The organism is Cohnella candidum, assembly GCF_003713065.1.
GTDB lineage: Bacteria > Bacillota > Bacilli > Paenibacillales > Paenibacillaceae > Cohnella > Cohnella candidum.
On sequence record NZ_CP033433.1, the window covers coordinates 4,470,119 to 4,489,215 of the forward strand.

Here is a 19,097-nt window from a genome sequence, read left to right on the forward strand (position 1 = left end):
AATCATTTTTAAAACAAATCATTATCATAACTTTAATATAATTGATAAATGATTGGAATCCCAGTAGGATGGGTTTACCAAAAAAAATGATCCGACGAGAGGTTGAACGATATGAGAAAAAACGTACTGATGGTTATCGCGTTATTTTTGGCCTCGCTGAATTTGCGTCCGGCGATCAACTCCATTGCCCCGCTGCTGGACAGCATCCGAGCCGAACTGGGTATGAGCGCCGCCCTGGCCAGTTTGCTCACTTCCATTCCGGTCTTGTGCATGGGGATATTTTCTCCGATCGCGGTGAAAGCCGGCGGAAAATGGGGGATTGAACGGGTCAAAGGGTTTTCGCTGTTGGTCATCGGGGTGGGTACCGTGATCCGTCTGTTCGCGAATACTGCATCCCTGCTGCTCATTTCGGCATTCATCACCGGGATCGGGATTGCGTTCATCGGGCCTCTGTTGTCCGGTTTTATCAAACGGCATTTTCCCGGTCACGTTCCGGCCATGATCGCCGTCTATACGGTTGCCCTCACGATGGGGGCCGCTTTCGGTTCCGCGCTGTCCGCGCCGTTGCAACGCAGTCTCCGCTCCTGGCAGCAGTCCCTGGCTTTCTGGGCGATTATCGCCTTCGTGGCCGCGATCGTCTGGTGGTTGTTCGTGAATCGGCAAATCAAAGGATCGGCCCATACGGCGGCCCCTGCGGGGACGAATGCCCGGCTGCCGTGGGGAAACGGAAAAGCGTGGATCTTGACGGTTTCCTTCGGCTTGATGGCGATGCTGTTCTACTCGTTTACGGCATGGCTTCCTCAAATGATTCAAGGAATGGGATACGCCAAAACTTACGCCGCGACTTGTTTGACCGTGTTCGTCGTGATTCAGATTCCTGTCAGTCTGGCGCTCCCGATTTTGTTGAAGAGATTCCCGTCCCGCCGCTTGTGGCTGATCGTCTCCGGTTCGCTCGAGTTGGCCGGACTGCTGTTGCTTGCCTTGCACGCGGAACCCTGGGTCGCTTCCGCAAGTATCGGGATCGGCGCCGGCGGATTGTTTTCCATCAACCTTCTGCTGCCTATCGATGCCGCGAATAATGCCCACGAAGCCGCCGCTTGGTCCGCGATGGTGCAGTCTGCCGGATACGTGATCGGTGCCACAGGTCCCATCCTGCTGGGATGGATTCATGATGCGACCGGCAGCTTCGTGTACGCCATGGCGGGAATGGGAGTGATCATCGTGCTGATGATGGCGGTTCAATTCGCGGCAACGGCCCCGAAATCGCGGGTGCAAGATGATGGGGCGCGTATGATAGGTGCAAAAGCGAGATAATGGATTCTAGAGGTGAATGCCAAATGGCACCCGATCAACAGCAGAGAGAACAGATTCGGATCGACAATCCGCCATTCATCGACCGCTCTTCCCTTGAGAAGGATTGGAACGACGGGCATTCGATCACCGTTCAGTTTTCACGGCCCGTCTATACGGACGAGATTCTTAGAGAATTGGACGAACTGTGCGCGAAGCTTGATGACCGCCTCACCGTACGTTTTTATGGCCACTACTCCAGTTCGTTTGATTTTCGCACGTTGCTGCTTATCCCCCGCGTCAAATCCCTGTACTTGGACTGTTTGGCCGAGGTGTCGCACACGGAAGAGCTAGCGCGGTTGGAGCACCTGTATCGGCTGAATCTCAACGTCTACGAGCTGGAGGATCCGGAGATCTTGCGGTCGGATAACTTGCGCTCTTTGGGGGAGTTGGGCGTTCACAGCGAGAAGAAAACGATCAACGTCGAGTACCTAAAGGAGTTTCGTGAGCTGCATACCCTTCATGCGGGAGGCAAGGTTAAAAACGCAGATGCCATCGGGTATGTCGCTGAGCTAGAGACGCTATCGCTGAATTTGGGCGGGAGGATTCCGCTCGATTTCGTGAACCGGCTGGGTCGTCTTAAGAGGCTAATTCTGCTGGGCGGGGGCAGGGAGAACCTCGACGAAATCGGGGAGATCGGAATTGAATATTTAAGGATCGACAGGGTTGTGGGATTCAGCAGCTTCGCGAACCTGGGTAACTTCAAAGCGCTTCGGGAGCTGCGGATCGAGGATCAGCCCCGGCTTACGGAGTTGCATTTCGATGCGCTGCTTGAACGGTTGGAAGATATCATGATCGTGAACTGCAAAACATTATCGTCGTTCACCGGCTTGGAGAACCTGCCGTCCTTGCGGAAGCTGGTGCTCTTTAAGATGGCGGTGGATTTTGAAACTTTCATTCAGCAGCGGCGACCGGAAACGCTGAGCTTCTTCACTTTCGCGACCGGGAAGGCCAAGGTGGATAGGGAGATCCAGAGAACTCTGGACGAGCTGGGCTATCCGCTGCCGGATTGACTTCTAGAGAGGCTACGCTTACGATTTTACTAGATGGAGAAATGAGGGAATTCAAGGAGAGATCGCAGATGGATGCCAAATCCGTGGGGCTGACGCAATCGGCAGGCTATCAAATTGGAGTCCGGAGAACGCTACCCGTGTCGCAACAGCAGGCATGGGATTTTTTAGTCTCGCCCGAAGGTCTGAAGTTGTGGCTGGGGGATATCGAGCAGGTCGATCTCGAGCCAGGGGCGGAGTATCGGTGCGGAGATGGCACGAGCGGACAGATGCGGGTGGTGAAGCCGCTCCAGCAACTGCGGCTCACCTGGCAGAAACCGGGCTGGGAGAAGGCATCCACGCTGCAGATCCGTTTGCTGCCGATTCATGAGGACAGAACGACTGTCGCATTCCATCAGGAGCATCTCGATGGCCCTCAGACACGAGCGCTGATGAAGGTTCGGATGGAAGTGATTTTGGGGAAGATGGCGGAGAAGTTATAAATACGATGAAAAGGGTGTGTCCCGATGCGTAACGTTGTGACGATGAAATGGCTTCTTGCGAGATTGTACGAACCCGATATGGTGATCGTAGACTGTCGGTTCCAGCTTGGCCAGCCCGATGCCGGCCGTCACGCTTATGAGGAAAGCTACATACCTGGAGCGGTGCATTTCGATCTGGAGCGGGACTTGTCTTCGCCGGTAGGCGAACATGGCGGTCGCCACCCGTTGCCGGATATCAATGAACTAGTGCAGAAACTGGGCAAGGCGGGCATCGATCGGAACGTGCGCGTCATAGCGTATGACGATCAAGGCGGCATGATGGCCTCTCGTTTCTGGTGGCTGCTCCGTTATCTTGGTCACGAGCAAGTATATGTACTCGATCAAGGGTTCAGCGCGTGGAAGAGTGCGGGCTATCCGGTGACAAATGCCGCTCCGCCGGTGCGGTTCCCGAAAACGTTCGAGGCACAGTTGCATCCAGAGATGCTGGCCAGCGTAGAGGACGTTCGGCGCGCATCGCAGGAAGGAACCGACGTGCTGATCGATTCCCGTGAAGCACCACGCTACCGCGGCGAGATGGAGCCGATCGACAAGAAAGCGGGCCATATCCCGACGGCGAAGAACCGTTTTTGGAAGGATGTTTTGGGCGCAGATGGCGCGTGGAAAAGCGCGGAGGAGCAGCGCGAGCGATTCGGGGATCTGAAGGAAGAGGAAAGCATCATCGTCTATTGTGGATCAGGTGTTTCGGCTTGCCCGAACGTGCTAGCTCTGGAGGAAGCGGGATTCCAGAATGTGCGGTTGTACGTGGGTAGTTGGAGCGATTGGATTTCGTATATACATAATCCGATTACTAACGGTGATGAAGATTATAGAGCGAAATGACATAAAGTAGCATGTTAATTACTAAGTACAGAGCTCTCTAGCTCTGTATTTTTAAGTTTTTAATCAACTTTGTATCAACAATTGTGTATTAGGATCCGATCACTGTTAACGATTTCCAAATAACCGAAATCCACTTGAAGGTTACTGCGTAGCGATCTAGATTAAGAAGGTAAAACAAATGGAAATGTAGAATTTATACAGAAATATAAGACGTACAGGTGGTATAAATGGACGACTACCCAGCAGCCTTTATAAGCAGATGCTTAGACACTAAGCATTTGTATAATGCGAACCGACAGATTGCTTCAATGCACTTGGGAGGATTCACTATTGAGTGCATGTTGAAAGATGCTTGCTTCAAGTACCATGGCATCAGTAGCTGGGATGAACGAAGTGTAGTTTCAGGGCAAGTAATAACCAACCCAGGCCATAGGATTTATGGATTGATAAATCTCATGATGAGATTGCAATCAAGGGCAAATTCTAATTCGAATGTCATGCAATTAATAAGAGATGTGCAACAGCCATGTGGAAAACATTATGTTCAATGGCGTTACCAAGGGGTTGAGCCTACATTAATGGATTACGAACATTGGTATAAATCATATAAAACGTTGCTACAATGGTTAATAGTCAATTTAAAAACTCTTTAAGAAAGTAGTTGGTCAGATGAATTCAAATAGGAAGCGCCTTACAGAGTTTCTGTCCGAAAGATATGTGAGCTCTGAGCGGGAATGGATTGAACTTGAATTTTCGCCGACTGGATTATTAAATATTACAATTGTAAGTGATTATTTTTCTTCTATGAATCAATCAGAGCGAATGAATGATCTTATTCAACTTTTAGATACTAGCTATGAGTTTGGATTTATTTATATTTTTACCGTTAACGAAGCGAAAGAATTAGATATTACCCGCACTTCAAAGAATGTAGAGGGAACCCCGAAATCATGGGGCGACTTAGCTTCGATGGTTCAAAATGAAGACGAACAAACTGAAGGTATAGATTCAAGTAAAAATTCACCAGATATTAGAACAGTTGCTTTTTATTCTTATAAGGGAGGAGTGGGTAGGACTACTGCTTTAGTACACGTCGCAGCGATATTAGCTAAACGAGGAAATAAGGTTCTAATTGTAGATTTAGATCTTGAAGCTCCTAGTCTTCACATGCTATTTAAAAAGCTTTCTCCTGAACCTACTTCTGGAATGGTAGATTACTTATATGAGCGAGCTTATACACCAGCTAACAAATATAACATACATATATCAAATATTATTGGAGAAATGCATTTAGAAAATGCACCTGGCAGATTATTTGTAATTCCTGCAGGGACTGTCGACTATTCATATATCACAAAAGTGGACGATTTAAGGGTAGCGGCATTACGTGATAAGAAAATCTGGAATACGTTCTTATATGATGTGAATGAACAGTTGCACCCAGATATAATTCTCATTGATTCCAGAACTGGTATTAATGAGTGGGGCGCCTTTTCACTCCTTGAAGCAGCAGATGATATTATTCTTTGCATGTATCCTAATGAAGAGAATTATGAAGGCTTGAGTCTTATTTCTGATGGGTTAAAATTACTTGAAAATAACAGTAATAAGACTATTAATTTCGTTCTTACCAAGGTTCCGTCGAATAAGGACGGAAAAAAACGAGCAGATGTATATTGGGAAAAAGTTAGAGTTTCACTCAATAATTACGAAGAGGATACTAATGATACTTATTCAGATACTGATGGCGGAGAGCCGGTCGTAATTTACTATAATGCTGATATAGCTCTTTCTGAGACCTACCCAATTGAACATTTATTTTCCGTATATGCTCCCGTTGCCAATTTAATTGATGAGGGGTCTGAGCAAAACAAACTAAAAGTAATTTTATCTGGAACAAACAGGTGGAAAATTATTGAATCTTTGGTTTTTGAGTCGGTTGATGCGAAAGATGAAAAAAACGACTTGGGTAAAGTTTTTCAACGAACATCTGACTTTGATAAATTTATTGATGAAAATACTGCAGTTATTCACGGACAAAAAGGAACGGGAAAAACCGCTTTATATTGGATGTTGCTGAAGTATTCTGATAATGCCAAAGCAATTGCAAAGGGAAGGCTTGATAGAATTACACCTATTTCAGGGCATGGACATTTCTCTGCACGCCCTGGAAAAGAAGAATTTCGTTACATGTATGAAAAACTAGGTGAGAAAGCGTCTTGGGAAGCAGTGTGGCGAGCCTACTCGGTATTAAGACTCTATATGGAAAACAAGTTGCCTCCATTTCGGAACAATAAATATGAAGTAATTTATCAGGCCTTGAAAAAAGTTGGGAAAAGGAATGATATTTGGTCACACGATCATACGTTAATATTGATCAGCTTGTCGTCAGATATTGAAAAAAGTATCCTTATAAAGGATTATATGCAATTTCTGAATGATGAATTTAAGAAGAAAGAGCAGATTACTTGGTTGCTATATGATGATTTAGATGAAGATATCCAAGAAAGAAGTGCGTACCAAAACGATGTTCTGTCGGGACTATTTTACTTTGTCCGTTCTGTAGACGCTCAAAAGCTCTCGAATATTAAATTTAAAATCTTCATCAGGGAAGATATTTGGGACAGAATAAATTTCACAAACAAAAGTCATTTTAATGGTAGAGACGTATTATTGCAGTGGTCACGAATAGATTTCTTAAGGCTAGCATTGCGTCAATCTTTTTATTCCTCACAGTACAAAGAGTTGGTTGATAAATTTTTTCCTGTTCAAGAGATCGATCATGCTTCGGAAGAGGCGATCCTGGACGCGCTTCAAATACTTTGGGGAATTAGGCGAGAGAAGAATAGAAATTCGAAATACGTTGGAAGATGGGTTCATGAGAGATTAACAGATGCTTCGGGAACTACTTTTCCGCGTGTTTTAGGTCTCTTGTTAAGTGCTGCCAAAGATCATGAAATGCAATATATTAATCAAGCACATGTTCCTGCACCTTCAGATCGATTGCTTAGGAGCCAGTCATTAAACGCAGGATTAATTAGTGCAGCCAAACATAGAAGCCAAGAGTTGCGTGAAGAATATCCGGATCTAGTGAAGGTGTTTGACAGTTTATCAAATTTTTCTGAGTTATGCGGCAAAAAGGATATCGAAACAATTTACAAAGAATGTTATAAACCAATGGATAGAACTTTAGATGACTTTATTGCTACTCTCAAGAATATTGGTTTAGTATCAGAAGACTATGTTAAAGGTGAGATACAATACAGGTTTGCAGATATGTATGTTCATGGATTTGGAATGAAGAGAAGTCATGGAAGAAAGTTATAAATTAACAAAGTTACTTTTGCATATCTAACTCTAGCCACCCGATTGTGTCTGGGGATGATTAAGAGCCGAGAGAGCGCGTAACAAGCGTGCTCTGCATACAGACCACTTGTCGATACAGCAGTCATTTCCAGGTATTAATCATTTCAGAGGTCAATTAAAGGATAACCTTGGGTTGCAGAAATGCTTTCAGAACGTGGCGAAACATTTGTATGCCAATACAGGCACAAAAAGAAGTCCGGGACGCCTTATACAAGTGCTTACCGGACTTCTTTTTTTGGTTCGATGAAGTTATGTGCGAGTTATAGAGGATTTAAACGAGATGGAGGTGAATTTTATGTCACCATAACAAGACATTTTCTTTAAAATGCGCATGGAGGATATAAATTCTGGAGGATGAGAAAACGTTGATCCAGTTGTTTGATAATACGCCAAAATTGCTAAAATGGACTGAGATACTATTTATTATTTTTGTAATATATACTTGTTTATTTTTGCTATACAAGACTCTCAAAAGTAAAATAAAAATTAACTTTTATTATATAGCCGGCCTTGGATTGATCTTCATTATCATTGTAAGTCTTTATGCAAATGTATATTATGCAAACGAGAATTGGATCGGTTATTGGGGGAATATAGCTGGAGGAGTCATTGGCGGTTTTGTTACATTTCTTGGTATTCGGTATACATTAGATAGTGTGCAAAAACAAGAACGTAACAAAAACTTTTCCATATGGGTTCCTTTCGATACTATATGGAGCACAAACAGCGCTGCAATTGTTCCTAAAATTATTAAGGAATTAACGCATGAAGTACCGAGCGAGCAGATCAACTTTGAATTAATACTAAGTTATTTAAATGAAATGAAGCAATGGTTAGATGAATCATTCAAAAAATATGGCGATGTTGTACGGGAACAGAATCCACTACTTTTTCATATCTTGGAGAGTAAGTCATTTGAAATAAAAAAGGAGTGCAATGAATACATAGAACTCATTAATAGTATTAAGGAGCAAGATGAAATGTCTCAAACTGATAGAAATATTTTACAAGCATTAGCGATGTCACTATATAATTCATTTATAAAAGTTAGAAATGAAATAATAGAAAAGATTGATGGAATGTAGCGAGTATAGAATGAGCTACCACAAACCTAAGCGCCTTCACAGGTGTTCGCCAGTTCGATCAAGGTAAGGGAGTAGATGGAGGCCAAGATGAACGAGACCGCTTTTGATAGCAAGTCATTCGAGAGCTTTAAGCCGGGGTTAACGTCGTTCTGTTATAGAATGCTAGGATCCATTGATGATGCGGACGATACGGTTCAGGAAACCTACATTCGGGCGTGGCAGAGCTGGAGCTCGTTTAGAGAGGAGTCCTCTCTTAAAACATGGATCTACCGCATCGCGTCGAACTTATGCTTGGATAAGTTGAGACAAGCCAAACGCCGAATGCTTCCCGTTGATCTATCCGACCCGGCGGTGTCCATCATTGCACCTACCGAAACGCTGCCGGACTCGACGTGGATTTGGCCTTCCCCTCATTTCGGAGACAATCCGGAAGACGTTCTTGTTCGCAAAGACAACCTTCAACTCTGCTTTATCGCGCTCTTGCAAACGTTGCCCCCGCGCCAACGGGCCGTTCTCATCTTGAAGGACGTATACGAATGGTCGTCCAAACAAATCGCGGAAACGTTAGGAATGTCGTCAGCAGCGGTGAACAGCGCGTTGCAAAGAGCCAGGGAAACATTGGATCGAACGCAGCTTCGTTCCGACGAATTCAGCAGGATGGATGACTACCCGGATCCTAATCTTCTTTCACGGTATGTGGAAGCGTTCGAGCAATTCGATATCAACGCGCTTGTCGCGTTGTTCCATGAGGAAGGCTGCATGTCTATGCCGCCATTCGCCATGTGGATACGCGGGAGAGAAGATCTGTCCAAGTTCTTTGGGCTTACTCGTTGGCATTGCGAGGGGTCAAAATTCTTGCCGGTTCAAGTGAACGGTGGTTATCCTGCGTTGGCGCAATATATGCCGAGTAAAGAGGCACCATCCGTCTTGGTCCCTTGGGGTATCCACGTCATTGAAGTCAAAGACAATCAAGTGCTCCACGTTCAAAACTTCATCAGCGCAAAATTATTTTCCCGGTTGGGGCTCCCCGAAAAAATCCACCGATGAATTTTGAAATCGGCATTCGTCTAAAAAGGTGAGAAACGAAATAACCCTAATCGGAGAGGTGTCGATCACAATGGAAACGAATAGCCCGACGAAAGTAACCGTGCAGGCCGTCATTCAAGCACCTGTAGACAAAGTATGGAGATATTGGACCGAGCCGAGTCACATTACCCAGTGGAATCAAGCTTCGGAGGATTGGCACGCGCCAAGAGCGGAGAATGATCTTCGGGTCGGCGGCAAGTTTACGACAAGAATGGAAGCGAAAGACGGCAGCATGGGCTTTGATTTTGGAGGCACTTACGATGTAGTAAAGCAACATGAGACGATTTCCTACACGATCGGAGACGGAAGGAAAGTGGATATTACCTTCGTCGATCAAGGAAACACGACGACGGTCATTGAAACTTTCGATGCCGAAAGCACCCACCCCGTGGAGTTTCAGCAGGCGGGCTGGCAAGCGATTCTAAATAATTTTAAAAGATATGCCGAAGAATCAGAGTAACCGTCTGTAGATGGGAAATTAAGCGAAACGAGGAGAAAAGTTGTCTAACCAATCGAATGCAGCTTCTAGAGTAGAGGGCGCGCCGTTCTCTATGAAAGCGATCATGGGTCCGATGATGGCGATCGTCGTCGGAATGATCATGGTCATACTCGACAGTACGGTAATGAACATTGCCGTGCCGGTTTTGATGCATGATTTCGGTACCACCGTCAATACGATGCAATGGTCGATTACGGCTTATACGTTGGCGCTTTCAGCGGTCATTCCGTTGGCCGGCTGGCTGACCGATCGATTCGGCGCCAAACAAATCTTTCTGATTACGATTTTTTTGTTCACGGCAGGCTCCCTTCTTTGTTCCTTTGCTGCGACGCCTGAACAACTGATTGTTTACCGAATTATCCAAGGAATCGGCGGAGGCATGGTGCAGCCGATCGGGATGGCGATTATTTTCAAGCTCGCTCCACCTAACAAACAAGGAGCGGTCATGGGAATGCTCGGCATACCGATGATGCTAGGACCCGCGCTCGGTCCGGTACTGGGCGGTTATTTGCTGGAATACGCGACTTGGCACTGGATCTTCCTGATCAATCTGCCGATCGGTATTATCGCGATCCTGGTCGGCCTCAAATTTTTGCCGAGAGTGGAACGCAAAACCGTGCCGGCACTCGATTTTTGGGGGATGCTTCTTGCGCCGATCGCGTTCGCTACCCTATCCTACGCGGTTAGCGAAGGAGGCAAGGACTGGGGTTCCAAGAATACGATCGTCAGCCTGATCGTGGGGATCGTCGCGTTGCTGTTATTCATTATCGTTGAGCTTCGCCACCGACAACCGTTGTTGGAGCTGCGGGTGTTTAAGTCCTGGGACTTCACCTTGGGCATTGTCACGTCTTGGTTATCGACCATGGCATTGTTCGGGTCATTCTTGTTCGTGCCGATGTACATGCAGCAGGTCTTTCATTATGCGCCGCTGAAAACCGGATTCATGATCCTGCCGCAAGTCGCGATGACGGGACTGTTCATGCCGTTCGGCGGAAAGCTGTTCGACAAATTCGGCGCCCGCGCCGTGAGCGTGGTCGGTATCGCGTTAATTTCGGCAGGCATGTTCTACATGTCGCAAATTCAAGCGGATTCGGGAGCGGGATACGTGATCACGGCGACGATGATCATGGGCGCAGGCATGGGGCTGTCCATGATGCCGGTGAACACGCATATCTTGAAAGTGGCGCCGCGCCATCTCGTGGGTCGGGTAACGCCGCTTACGTCGGCCGCCCAGCAAGTCGTGGTTTCGTTCGCCGTTGCGGGATTGGCAAGTTACATGAGTACGCGGGTCGTGGATCATATGGCCGCGAACAAGGGCGATGCAGCAGTTTCGCTCGTCTCGGCTTTCGGGGATACGTTCTTCATCGCCGGATGCATCGGCGCGGCCGGTGCCTTGTTGGCCCTTCTGCTTCGGAAACCCAAAGTTGCGGAAGACGCGGAGGCATCGGATCAAGCCCAAGCTCCCGTCATGATGGGGCATTAAGAGATATCGCTTGAAAACATCACCGTGCAGCCCATGGCTCCGGTGATGTTTTATTATGTCCGGCAAAATCATAGTACTGGAATAGGAGTGCCGTTTTCCAGACGTTTGCAGAAGGGAGAATCTCGATGAAAGCGTACGTATATACGAAGTACGGGCCGCCGGATGTTCTCCAGCTCAGAGAAATCGAAAAACCTGAGCCAAAGGACAATGAGATTCGGGTGAAAGTGTTTGTTACAACCGTTACGGTTGCAGATATTCGGACTCGGAGCTTTACGATTCCCCGTTCCGTATGGCTGCCTGCGCGATTCGCGCTTGGGCTACGCAAACCAAGAAAAGCGATATTAGGAATGGAACTGGCCGGAGAAGTCGAAGCGGTTGGCAAAGACGTGAAGCGATTCCGAAGAGGTGACCAGGTATTTGCCGCCACTCTGGTGGGTTTTGGTGCTTATGCAGAGTATAAGTGCCTGCGCGAGGATGGGGCGGTGGCCATAAAGCCGAGCAACATTACATATGAAGAAGCGGCAGCTATTCCAATCGGAGCCCGTACCGCCCTGCACTATCTTAGAAAAGCGAACCTGCAGAGCGGACAAAAAGCTCTTATTTATGGAGCTTCGGGAAGCGTAGGTACTTATGCGGTACAGCTTGCCAAACATTTCGGTGCGCATGTGACGGGGGTATGCAGTTCGGCGAACGTGGAGATGGTCAAATCACTGGGGGCCGACGAGGTCATTGATTATACGAAAGAAGATTTTTCCGCTCGAGGCGGGACGTATGATTTGGTTTTCGATGCAGTGAATAAGAGTTCGTTCGCAGCTTGCATGAAATCGCTAAAGACGAACGGTGTCTATATCAATGTCACGCAACCTTTGCCGGATCTGCGGATGTTATGGACTCAGATAACAAGCAAAAAGAAGCTGATCCTCGGCCAAAACTCCCCCGAAACGGCAGAAGCTCTAGATTATCTTAAAGCGCTTGTCGAGGCGGGTCGGCTGAAAGTGGTCATTGATAGAGCCTATACGTTCGATAAAATGATCGAGGCACATCAGTATGTCGATCAAGGGCATAAGAAAGGAAATGTAGTTGTTACAGTTCAAGCGTGATAGGAACGAAAACAAAACCTGCCGGGCTAATGCCCCGGCAGGTTTTTTTTGCGTTACTGATGCGGTGTCGGATGATTCGTCGTTAAAGGAATTTGGTCATGGAACAACCGATTGATATCGCCGGTCAGACGGAGATAGAAGTCGGACGAAACGGCAACCCCGTCGGCATCCAGCGTGAGGAAATATTGATTGGTCGGAACCATGGAGCTGTTTTCCGCTGCTTTGGCGATCGCGGTCCCTTCGTCATACTCGTCGAACATGGCCACATAACCGGTACTGATTCCCAAACTCTTGATATTGTAGGCTTGCCGCCACATAAAATCGCCGTGAAGTCTTGGGATTTGATTCCGCGGGGAACCCGGATTCAGGTTCGCCCAGGAGAAACCCGGCCATAACACCGGCTGGTACGCGATATTGTTCTGTTGGCAGAAGGTGAAGTCCGGCTGAAGCAGGTTCGTCTTGAAGGAGTCGGCGCCGTCCAATCCTCCGAAACGGCCGACCAACCAAGGCGAGATCATGTCGAACGATTTGTAGATTTCCAGGAATCCCGTTTTGGAATCGTTTTTGCCGTCCAGCCAATAAGTCGGCACGCCTCCGATGACGTAAATGCCTTGGTTTTTGAACCAGCCGATGAGATCCGCCGCTTCGGCCGCGGTACCCGGCCGGTCCGTGAAGCCGATTCCCCAGATGCAGACTACAGTCTTGCCATTCTGTTTGGCATAAGCGCTAGAGGACGTCAGTTGCATGGAGTTCACGATATTGTTGGTCCAGTCGTTTTTGATCGCGCTCACCCAGGAGCCGGCGTTCATGCCCGTAATGTCGTACATCACGTAGAACTTCCGGTTGTACGTTTCCGCGGCATTTTTGACTTTGACGGCGACGCTGTCGCGAGTCGACTTCCACGCGGGATCCGTCGAATCGGCTCCGAATCTTTGCAGCGCCGCTCCGCCGATGTTGTACGTCTGCATCCACAGGAAATGCTTGTTCACCGTCTCCTGATCGTAGGAAGAGAAGAGGGTGGCCGGCTGGCCGTTTCCTAGGTTCGCCAGGCTGGTGGCATAAGTCTTTGAATACTCTCCCATATCCGGATAAAGCTCGAAATTTACATTCGAGTTCGCGGTCGGCGCGCTGCCGTTTTTAGACCAATGCACCCAACGGTTCATCGGCGAACCGTCGCCGCCCGCGTTAAACCAACCTTGATACCCTGCGAAAACGTTGCCGACGACATCCCCGCCTCCGGTCGGCGTCGGAGTTACATTGGACGGATAAAGCTGCGTTTGCGGGATGATCTGCTTCGGCTGGGAGGCGCTGGACCAGGATAAGGAGGCCGCCGCTCCTCCGGCGTTCTCGTAGTAGTCCAACCGGATGTCGTATTTCTGTCCGGCGGTCAGATTGATCGTGCCGCTCCATTCCGTCGTCCCTTGGTCGACCCATTTGTCGATGATCAGCTGGTTGTTCACCCATAGCCTGGCGCCGTCATCCGTATTCGTATAGAACGTATAAGATTGCGAGTATTTGGGTTCGACTTTGCCGGACCATCGAACCGAGAAGGTGTCGACTCCCATGGAGGCGTCCGGTGATCCGTTCGCCCAATTGAAGTTCACCGTCCCGTCGGTTCGCGTGATTTTCAAATTCGTGAAGTCCGCGTTGTCGAAATATTGGCCTGACAAGCCGGTACCCGTTCCGTTAGGCGGATTGGAGCCCGCTTTGAAGTTAATCCAGTTGATGTTGAACCCGCCGCCGCCCGCATATATACGGAGCGTTTGTTGTCCGGCGCTCAGGTTCACGGTCGCGGTTACGGTTTGCCAGGTCTGCCAGCCCCCGGTGTTCGGCACGGTGGTGGTCGCCAGCGTGTTCGCGCCGGAGCGAAGCTGGATTTGGCCGGTCGCGTTCGGGCTGGCTACCCGGTACTCGACGGTGTAGGAGCCGGCGGTTTGCACGTTCACGCTGTAATCCATCCAGTCGCCCGCATCGATCCAGCCCACGTTCAGGCCGCCGTCGGAATCGCTCGTCGTTTCCGTCTGGATGCCGTTCATCGCACTGTAGTTTTCCGCTTCGATTTTGCCCGGAATCGGCGAAGGCGTGCTTACGGCGGCGCCGTAGATCTCGAATTCCGAGAACTGCCCGGCCGGCCAGCCCGTGTTGGCCGTCACGTTAACCCTCACGTACCGGGTGCTGACGGCGGTGAAGTTAATCGTCACCGTATTGCCAGAAGCCGGATCGAACGTATAACCGGCGGAGCCGACGACGTTCGTGAAATTCGTGCCGTCCGTGCTTCCTTGAATCGATAAGGTCTGCGTTCTGGATCCCCACCCGGCGGGGAGCTTCAAGACGATCTGGTCGAAACTCGCCGCGCTGCCCAGATCCACTTGGATCCACTGAGGAAACGCGTTGTTCGCGCTCTCCCAATACGTTGACGAATTGCCGTCCGCCACGTTACCCGCGGTATAAGTTTGCGTATAACTGCTAGCGGTAACAGGTTTGCCGGCAGCCATATTCGGTCCTCCGGCCGCTTGGACCGTTGGGGAACCCATAGTGGAAAAGAAAGTCACGGCCAGCATCGCCACGATGCTGAGCCAAGCCAAATGTTTTCTCATCCTCGGATACGCCTCCCATTTTGCGAAAAATCGAGGAGGAGTTCCGAGAAACTCCTCCCCATGCGAAGACGAAAGCTTACTGGATGATCAAGTTAAAGCCGGGCTGGATGTAATATTTGCTGGGGTAGGCGATGTTTCGGGTCGTCAGGTTGTTGAACGTCGCGGAACCGTTGCTGGTATAAGAGAAGAAGGCCGCACCTTGGTGCTGTCCCGAGAACCGCGAGGTCGTTACCCCGTCGAGACCGGTGCCGTCGATCACGATGTTGTTGAACACGACGTTTTGGAATCCGCCGCCGTAGCCCACTTGGATCGCGTCTCTCTGCGTGTTGAGAATATCGATGTTGGTGAACGTAACGTTCCGGATGGCGTCGCTGGAAGCTTCCAGATCGATCGCGCCGCGTTCGCCGTTATACAAGTCTTGACTGGTGCCGCACCGGATGATGGTGGTATCGGAGAACGTAATGCCGGTGTTGTTTTGGAAATGGTAGCCGGGGAACACGGTGTTCATCCGGATACCGGAGCCGCCGACGCAGTCGATGATGTAGTTGTGGTCCGCCTTGTGTCCGCTGCCGCCGAAGAACGCGATACCTCCCGCACGCCAGTTATTTTCGATGGTGTTATAAGAGAAGGTATTGTTGACGCCTTCGGGAGCGCCGTTCGTATTGCTGGTCCACACGGCCAGCGCGTCATCGCCGTTATTTCTCAAGTTGCTGTTGCGCACGGTCGAGTTGCTGGTGCCTTGGGAGAAGTTGACGCCATCGGCGAGGTTGTTCCGGATACGGCTGTTTTCGATCACCAGGCCGGTGGCCGCGATGGCCGGAGTATGGGCATAGTCCCCTACCCAGAAACCGCACTCGAAATGCTCCACCCAGACGTCATGGATGACGGAATTCACCCCGAAATTGTCCATGAAGCCTTTGTAGACGGCATTCTGGCCATATCTCGAACGCAGATTGGAATTGAGGTAAATGTTGCTGAAATCCAGCTTGCCCGACATCCGGAGGGAGATCCCGCCGCCGGATGCATTGGGGTTCGTAAACTGAATGTTCGTATACCAGATGCCGGCGCCCGTCACCTTCAAGTTGTTGATTTTGTTGCTGACGGTTCCGATCTGCCACATATTGCCGAGGTTGAACGTGCCTTCCGGAATATACAAGGTCTTGCCGCCGGCTACGGCCGCATTGACAGCCGAATTGAAGGCCGCAAGATCGTCCGCGCCGTCATTGGCGACCGCGCCGTAATCCGTTACGGAAACCGAGTCAACTGGACGTGAGATCGCGGCGGGAATCGGTTCGATTTCGATGAAATCGACGCCGTATTCGATGCTGTCTCCGCCTTTTTGGATCCGGATCGTATCTCCGGACTGAAGGGCTTGAGGCAGCTTGAAGTGCACTTCGTCGAAACGGAACAGCGGGCGTCCTCCGGAAGGCGTATCCGCGGGCATGTCACCCGAGAAATACTGCCAGCTGTAGTAGGAGGTAAGCGCTTGGGTTTTCACTTTGACGTTGTTGACATAAACGTCAAGCGAACCGTTTTGGCCCATGCCGTCAGACGTGTCGGGCATCGTGAATCTCAGGGTGACGCCTGCTCCGCCTTGGCCCGGTCTGACCGTCCATTGGATAGAGGAGCCGTTCGAAGGAAGCGCCGCATAGCTTTGGGCAGAAGCTTCCGACGCGGTAAGCGCTTGGTCGAAGTTCGGTGCCGTTCTCAGAACGGCGCCGCCGCCCAGAGTGCCGTCCTCGGTATCGTAGCGGCTATACGGCATGCTCGCGCCGCGGGCCGAGTATACGACCAGGCTCGCATTGCTCGTATTGTTGCCCTGCTTGGTCGCGACTTCATTGGCATCCGCGGCAACCGTCGTCGTCACCGTATAGGTGCCGTTGGCTGCCGTCCATGTGCCCGGCATGGCGACATTAACGGAAGCTCCTGCCGTGAGCGTACCGGTGTAGGAACCGTTGAAGGTCTGGACCGTCGTGCCCGCCGAATTTTTCAGAACGACCGTGATGCCATGGGAACCGCTCGTCGAAGCGATGTTGCCTTGGTTTTTTAGGTTCACGGTGAAAGATACGGCGTTCCCGGCGATCGGAGTCGCCGGAGACCAGGTCGTCGTACCGACCAAGTCGGCGCTTGCGACTTGGTTGACCGTCAGCGAGGTTGGGTTGGTGAAGCTGTTATTCGCCTCGTTCGATTCGATCACGGCATTGGTCTCGTCGACTTTGGAAATGACGGAATACGTCCCTGCCGTCTGGGCTCCGATATTGGCCGACACGTTCGCGGACGCTCCCGCCGCCAATGCGGCAACGGAAGCGGATCCGACTTTCGTCGTACCCAGGTAGAAATTGACCGTCGTCGCACCTGAAGCCGCGGTACCGTTGTTTTTCACCGTGGAGGTGAGCGTAATGGCGTCGGTTTCCACAGGAGAAGCCGGCGACCAGGACATGCCCGTGACGGTCAGATCCGGATTCGCTGCGGGGGTGCCCGTGATCTCGAATTCGGCCACTTGCCCGCTCGGAGCGCCGGAGTTGGTCGTGAACTGGAGCCGGACCGCGCTGACCGTCGCCGTCACCGGGATGGTCACTTGATTGCCGGATGCAGGATTAAAGGTGTACTGGGCTGCGGAGACCAAATTGTTGAAGGTCGTGGAGTTCTGGTCGTGTCCCAGCACTTGGATCGTTTGGGTTCGCGTCGCCCAAATCGGGTCGGGATTGAGTTTCACCACGACGGAGGTGATGCTCGCGTTCGCGCCAAGGTCCACCGTTAAGGTGCTCGGGTACGCGCCGCCCTCCCAATAGGTCGCCGTGCTGCCGTCATTTGCGTTCGCAGCCACGAAGTTCTGGGTGTTCGAGGAAGCGGAGATCGGCTTGTTCAGCGCGAGGTTCGTGCCGGTACCGGGATTGCCGTTGCGGGTCACCGTGTTGCTGGCCGCGGATTGATTGCCGGCGGCGTCCTTCGCTTTCACGAAGTAGGAAACGGTGGCTGTCGTCGGCTGATTGTCCGTGTACGTCAGGACGTTGCCCGCCACGCTCGTCAGCAGCGCGTTGTTGAGATAGATGTCATAACCCGTTACGCCGGTATTGTCCGTGGAGGCGTTCCAGGTCAGCTTGATCTGGCCCGACACCGGTTCGGTGAAGGCCAGGTTGGACGGGGCGGTAGGAGGCTGCGTATCTCCTCCACCCGGCACGAAGTTAAGCCAGTTGATGTTGAACCCGCCGCCGCCCGCATATACGCGGAGCGTTTGCTGTCCGGCACTGAGATTCACGGTCGCGGTCACGGTTTGCCAGGTCTGCCAGTTGCCCGTGTTCGGCACCGTGGTGGTTGCCAGCGTATTCGCGCCGGAGCGAAGCTGGATTTGGCCGGTCGTGTTCGGGCTGGCTACCCTGTACTCGACGGTGTAGGAGCCGGCGGTTTGCACGTTCACGCTGTAATCCATCCAGTCGCCCGCATCGATCCAGCCCACGTTCAGGCCGCCGCCGGTATCGCTCGTCGTTTCCGTCTGGATGCCGTTCATCGCGCTGTAGTTTTCGGCTTCGATTTTGCCCGGAATCGGCGAAGGCGTGCTGACGGCGGCGCCGTAGATTTCGAATTCCGAGAACTGCCCGGCCGGCCAGCCCGTATTAGCCGTAATGTTAACCCTGACGTACCGGGTGCTGACGGCGGCGAAGTTGATCGTCACCGTATTGCCCGAAGCCGGATCGAACGTATAACCGGCGGAGCCGACGACGTTCGTGAAATTTGTGCCGTCCGTGCTTCCTTGAATCGATAAGGTCTGCGTTCTCGATCCCCAACCGGCGGGGAGCTTCAAGACGATCTGGTCGATGCTCGCCGAGCTGCCCAAATCCACTTGAATCCACTGAGGAAACGCGTTGTTCGCGCTCTCCCAATAGGTGGCCTGATTGCCGTCCGCCACGTTGCCTGCCGTATAAGTTTGCGTATAACTGCTTGCCGTAACGGGCTTGCCGGCAGCCAGATTCGGTCCTCCGGCCGCTTGAGCCGGGCTCGGTAATCCGACTGCGGCGAGGAACGTTCCCAAAACCATGGTCAACATGCAAACCCAAGCGGTGATGCGATGATGGCTTCTCAATTTGAAAGCTCCTTTCGATTTTGAATTCCCTCCAGTGACCGTGAGTGAAAATCGTGGGTGTCCGTTATCGCTCATTCCT

Annotated in this window: 12 protein-coding genes; 10 read left to right on the plus strand and 2 right to left on the minus strand. The window is 50.7% G+C overall.

What is annotated here, in order from left to right:
* The first annotated feature begins 111 nt into the window (after positions 1–111).
* The 10 genes from EAV92_RS20685 (at position 112) to EAV92_RS20730 (ending at position 12,340) form a co-directional block, all read left to right on the plus strand.
* Positions 112–1,314: an MFS transporter gene (locus EAV92_RS20685; protein ID WP_123042833.1), complete on the plus strand. Its 1,203-nt coding sequence runs from the start codon at positions 112–114 to the stop codon at positions 1,312–1,314.
* A gap of 23 nt (positions 1,315–1,337) precedes the next feature.
* A complete protein-coding gene (locus tag EAV92_RS20690; RefSeq protein ID WP_123042834.1) occupies positions 1,338–2,363 on the plus strand; it encodes a hypothetical protein in 1,026 nt (341 codons plus the stop codon).
* 68 nt (positions 2,364–2,431) lie between these two features.
* Positions 2,432–2,842, plus strand: coding sequence for an SRPBCC family protein (locus tag EAV92_RS20695; RefSeq protein ID WP_123042835.1), 411 nt, complete (start codon positions 2,432–2,434; stop codon positions 2,840–2,842).
* Positions 2,843–2,866: 24 nt separating this feature from the next.
* The gene (locus EAV92_RS20700) at positions 2,867–3,721 is read left to right on the plus strand and encodes a sulfurtransferase (protein ID WP_123042836.1); all 855 of its coding nucleotides are present in this window, start codon (positions 2,867–2,869) and stop codon (positions 3,719–3,721) included.
* 669 nt (positions 3,722–4,390) lie between these two features.
* Positions 4,391–7,048 carry a tyrosine-protein kinase family protein gene (locus EAV92_RS20705; RefSeq protein ID WP_123042837.1) on the plus strand — a complete coding sequence of 886 codons (2,658 nt, stop codon included), beginning with the start codon at positions 4,391–4,393 and terminating at the stop codon, positions 7,046–7,048.
* Positions 7,049–7,452: 404 nt separating this feature from the next.
* On the plus strand, positions 7,453–8,172 hold the full coding sequence (locus EAV92_RS20710; protein WP_123042838.1) for a hypothetical protein: 720 nt from the start codon (positions 7,453–7,455) through the stop codon (positions 8,170–8,172).
* Between the two features lie 87 nt (positions 8,173–8,259).
* Positions 8,260–9,219 carry a sigma-70 family RNA polymerase sigma factor gene (locus EAV92_RS20715; protein ID WP_123042839.1) on the plus strand — a complete coding sequence of 320 codons (960 nt, stop codon included), beginning with the start codon at positions 8,260–8,262 and terminating at the stop codon, positions 9,217–9,219.
* A 70-nt stretch (positions 9,220–9,289) separates the two neighbouring features.
* On the plus strand, positions 9,290–9,718 hold the full coding sequence (locus tag EAV92_RS20720) for an SRPBCC family protein (RefSeq protein ID WP_123042840.1): 429 nt from the start codon (positions 9,290–9,292) through the stop codon (positions 9,716–9,718).
* Between the two features lie 40 nt (positions 9,719–9,758).
* Positions 9,759–11,240: a DHA2 family efflux MFS transporter permease subunit gene (locus EAV92_RS20725; protein ID WP_241158336.1), complete on the plus strand. Its 1,482-nt coding sequence runs from the start codon at positions 9,759–9,761 to the stop codon at positions 11,238–11,240.
* Between the two features lie 125 nt (positions 11,241–11,365).
* Entirely contained in the window at positions 11,366–12,340 is a 975-nt protein-coding gene (locus EAV92_RS20730; protein WP_123042842.1) for an NAD(P)-dependent alcohol dehydrogenase, read from the plus strand.
* Positions 12,341–12,393: 53 nt separating this feature from the next.
* On the opposite strand, the gene EAV92_RS24765 is transcribed toward EAV92_RS20730, so the two are convergent.
* Together EAV92_RS24765 and EAV92_RS20745 are read right to left on the minus strand one after the other, a co-directional pair.
* Positions 12,394–14,937, minus strand: coding sequence for a carbohydrate-binding protein (locus tag EAV92_RS24765; RefSeq protein WP_206424246.1), 2,544 nt, complete (start codon positions 14,935–14,937; stop codon positions 12,394–12,396).
* Between the two features lie 76 nt (positions 14,938–15,013).
* Positions 15,014–18,982, minus strand: coding sequence for a galactose-binding domain-containing protein (locus tag EAV92_RS20745; protein ID WP_420888834.1), 3,969 nt, complete (start codon positions 18,980–18,982; stop codon positions 15,014–15,016).
* Positions 18,983–19,097: the final 115 nt, after the last annotated feature.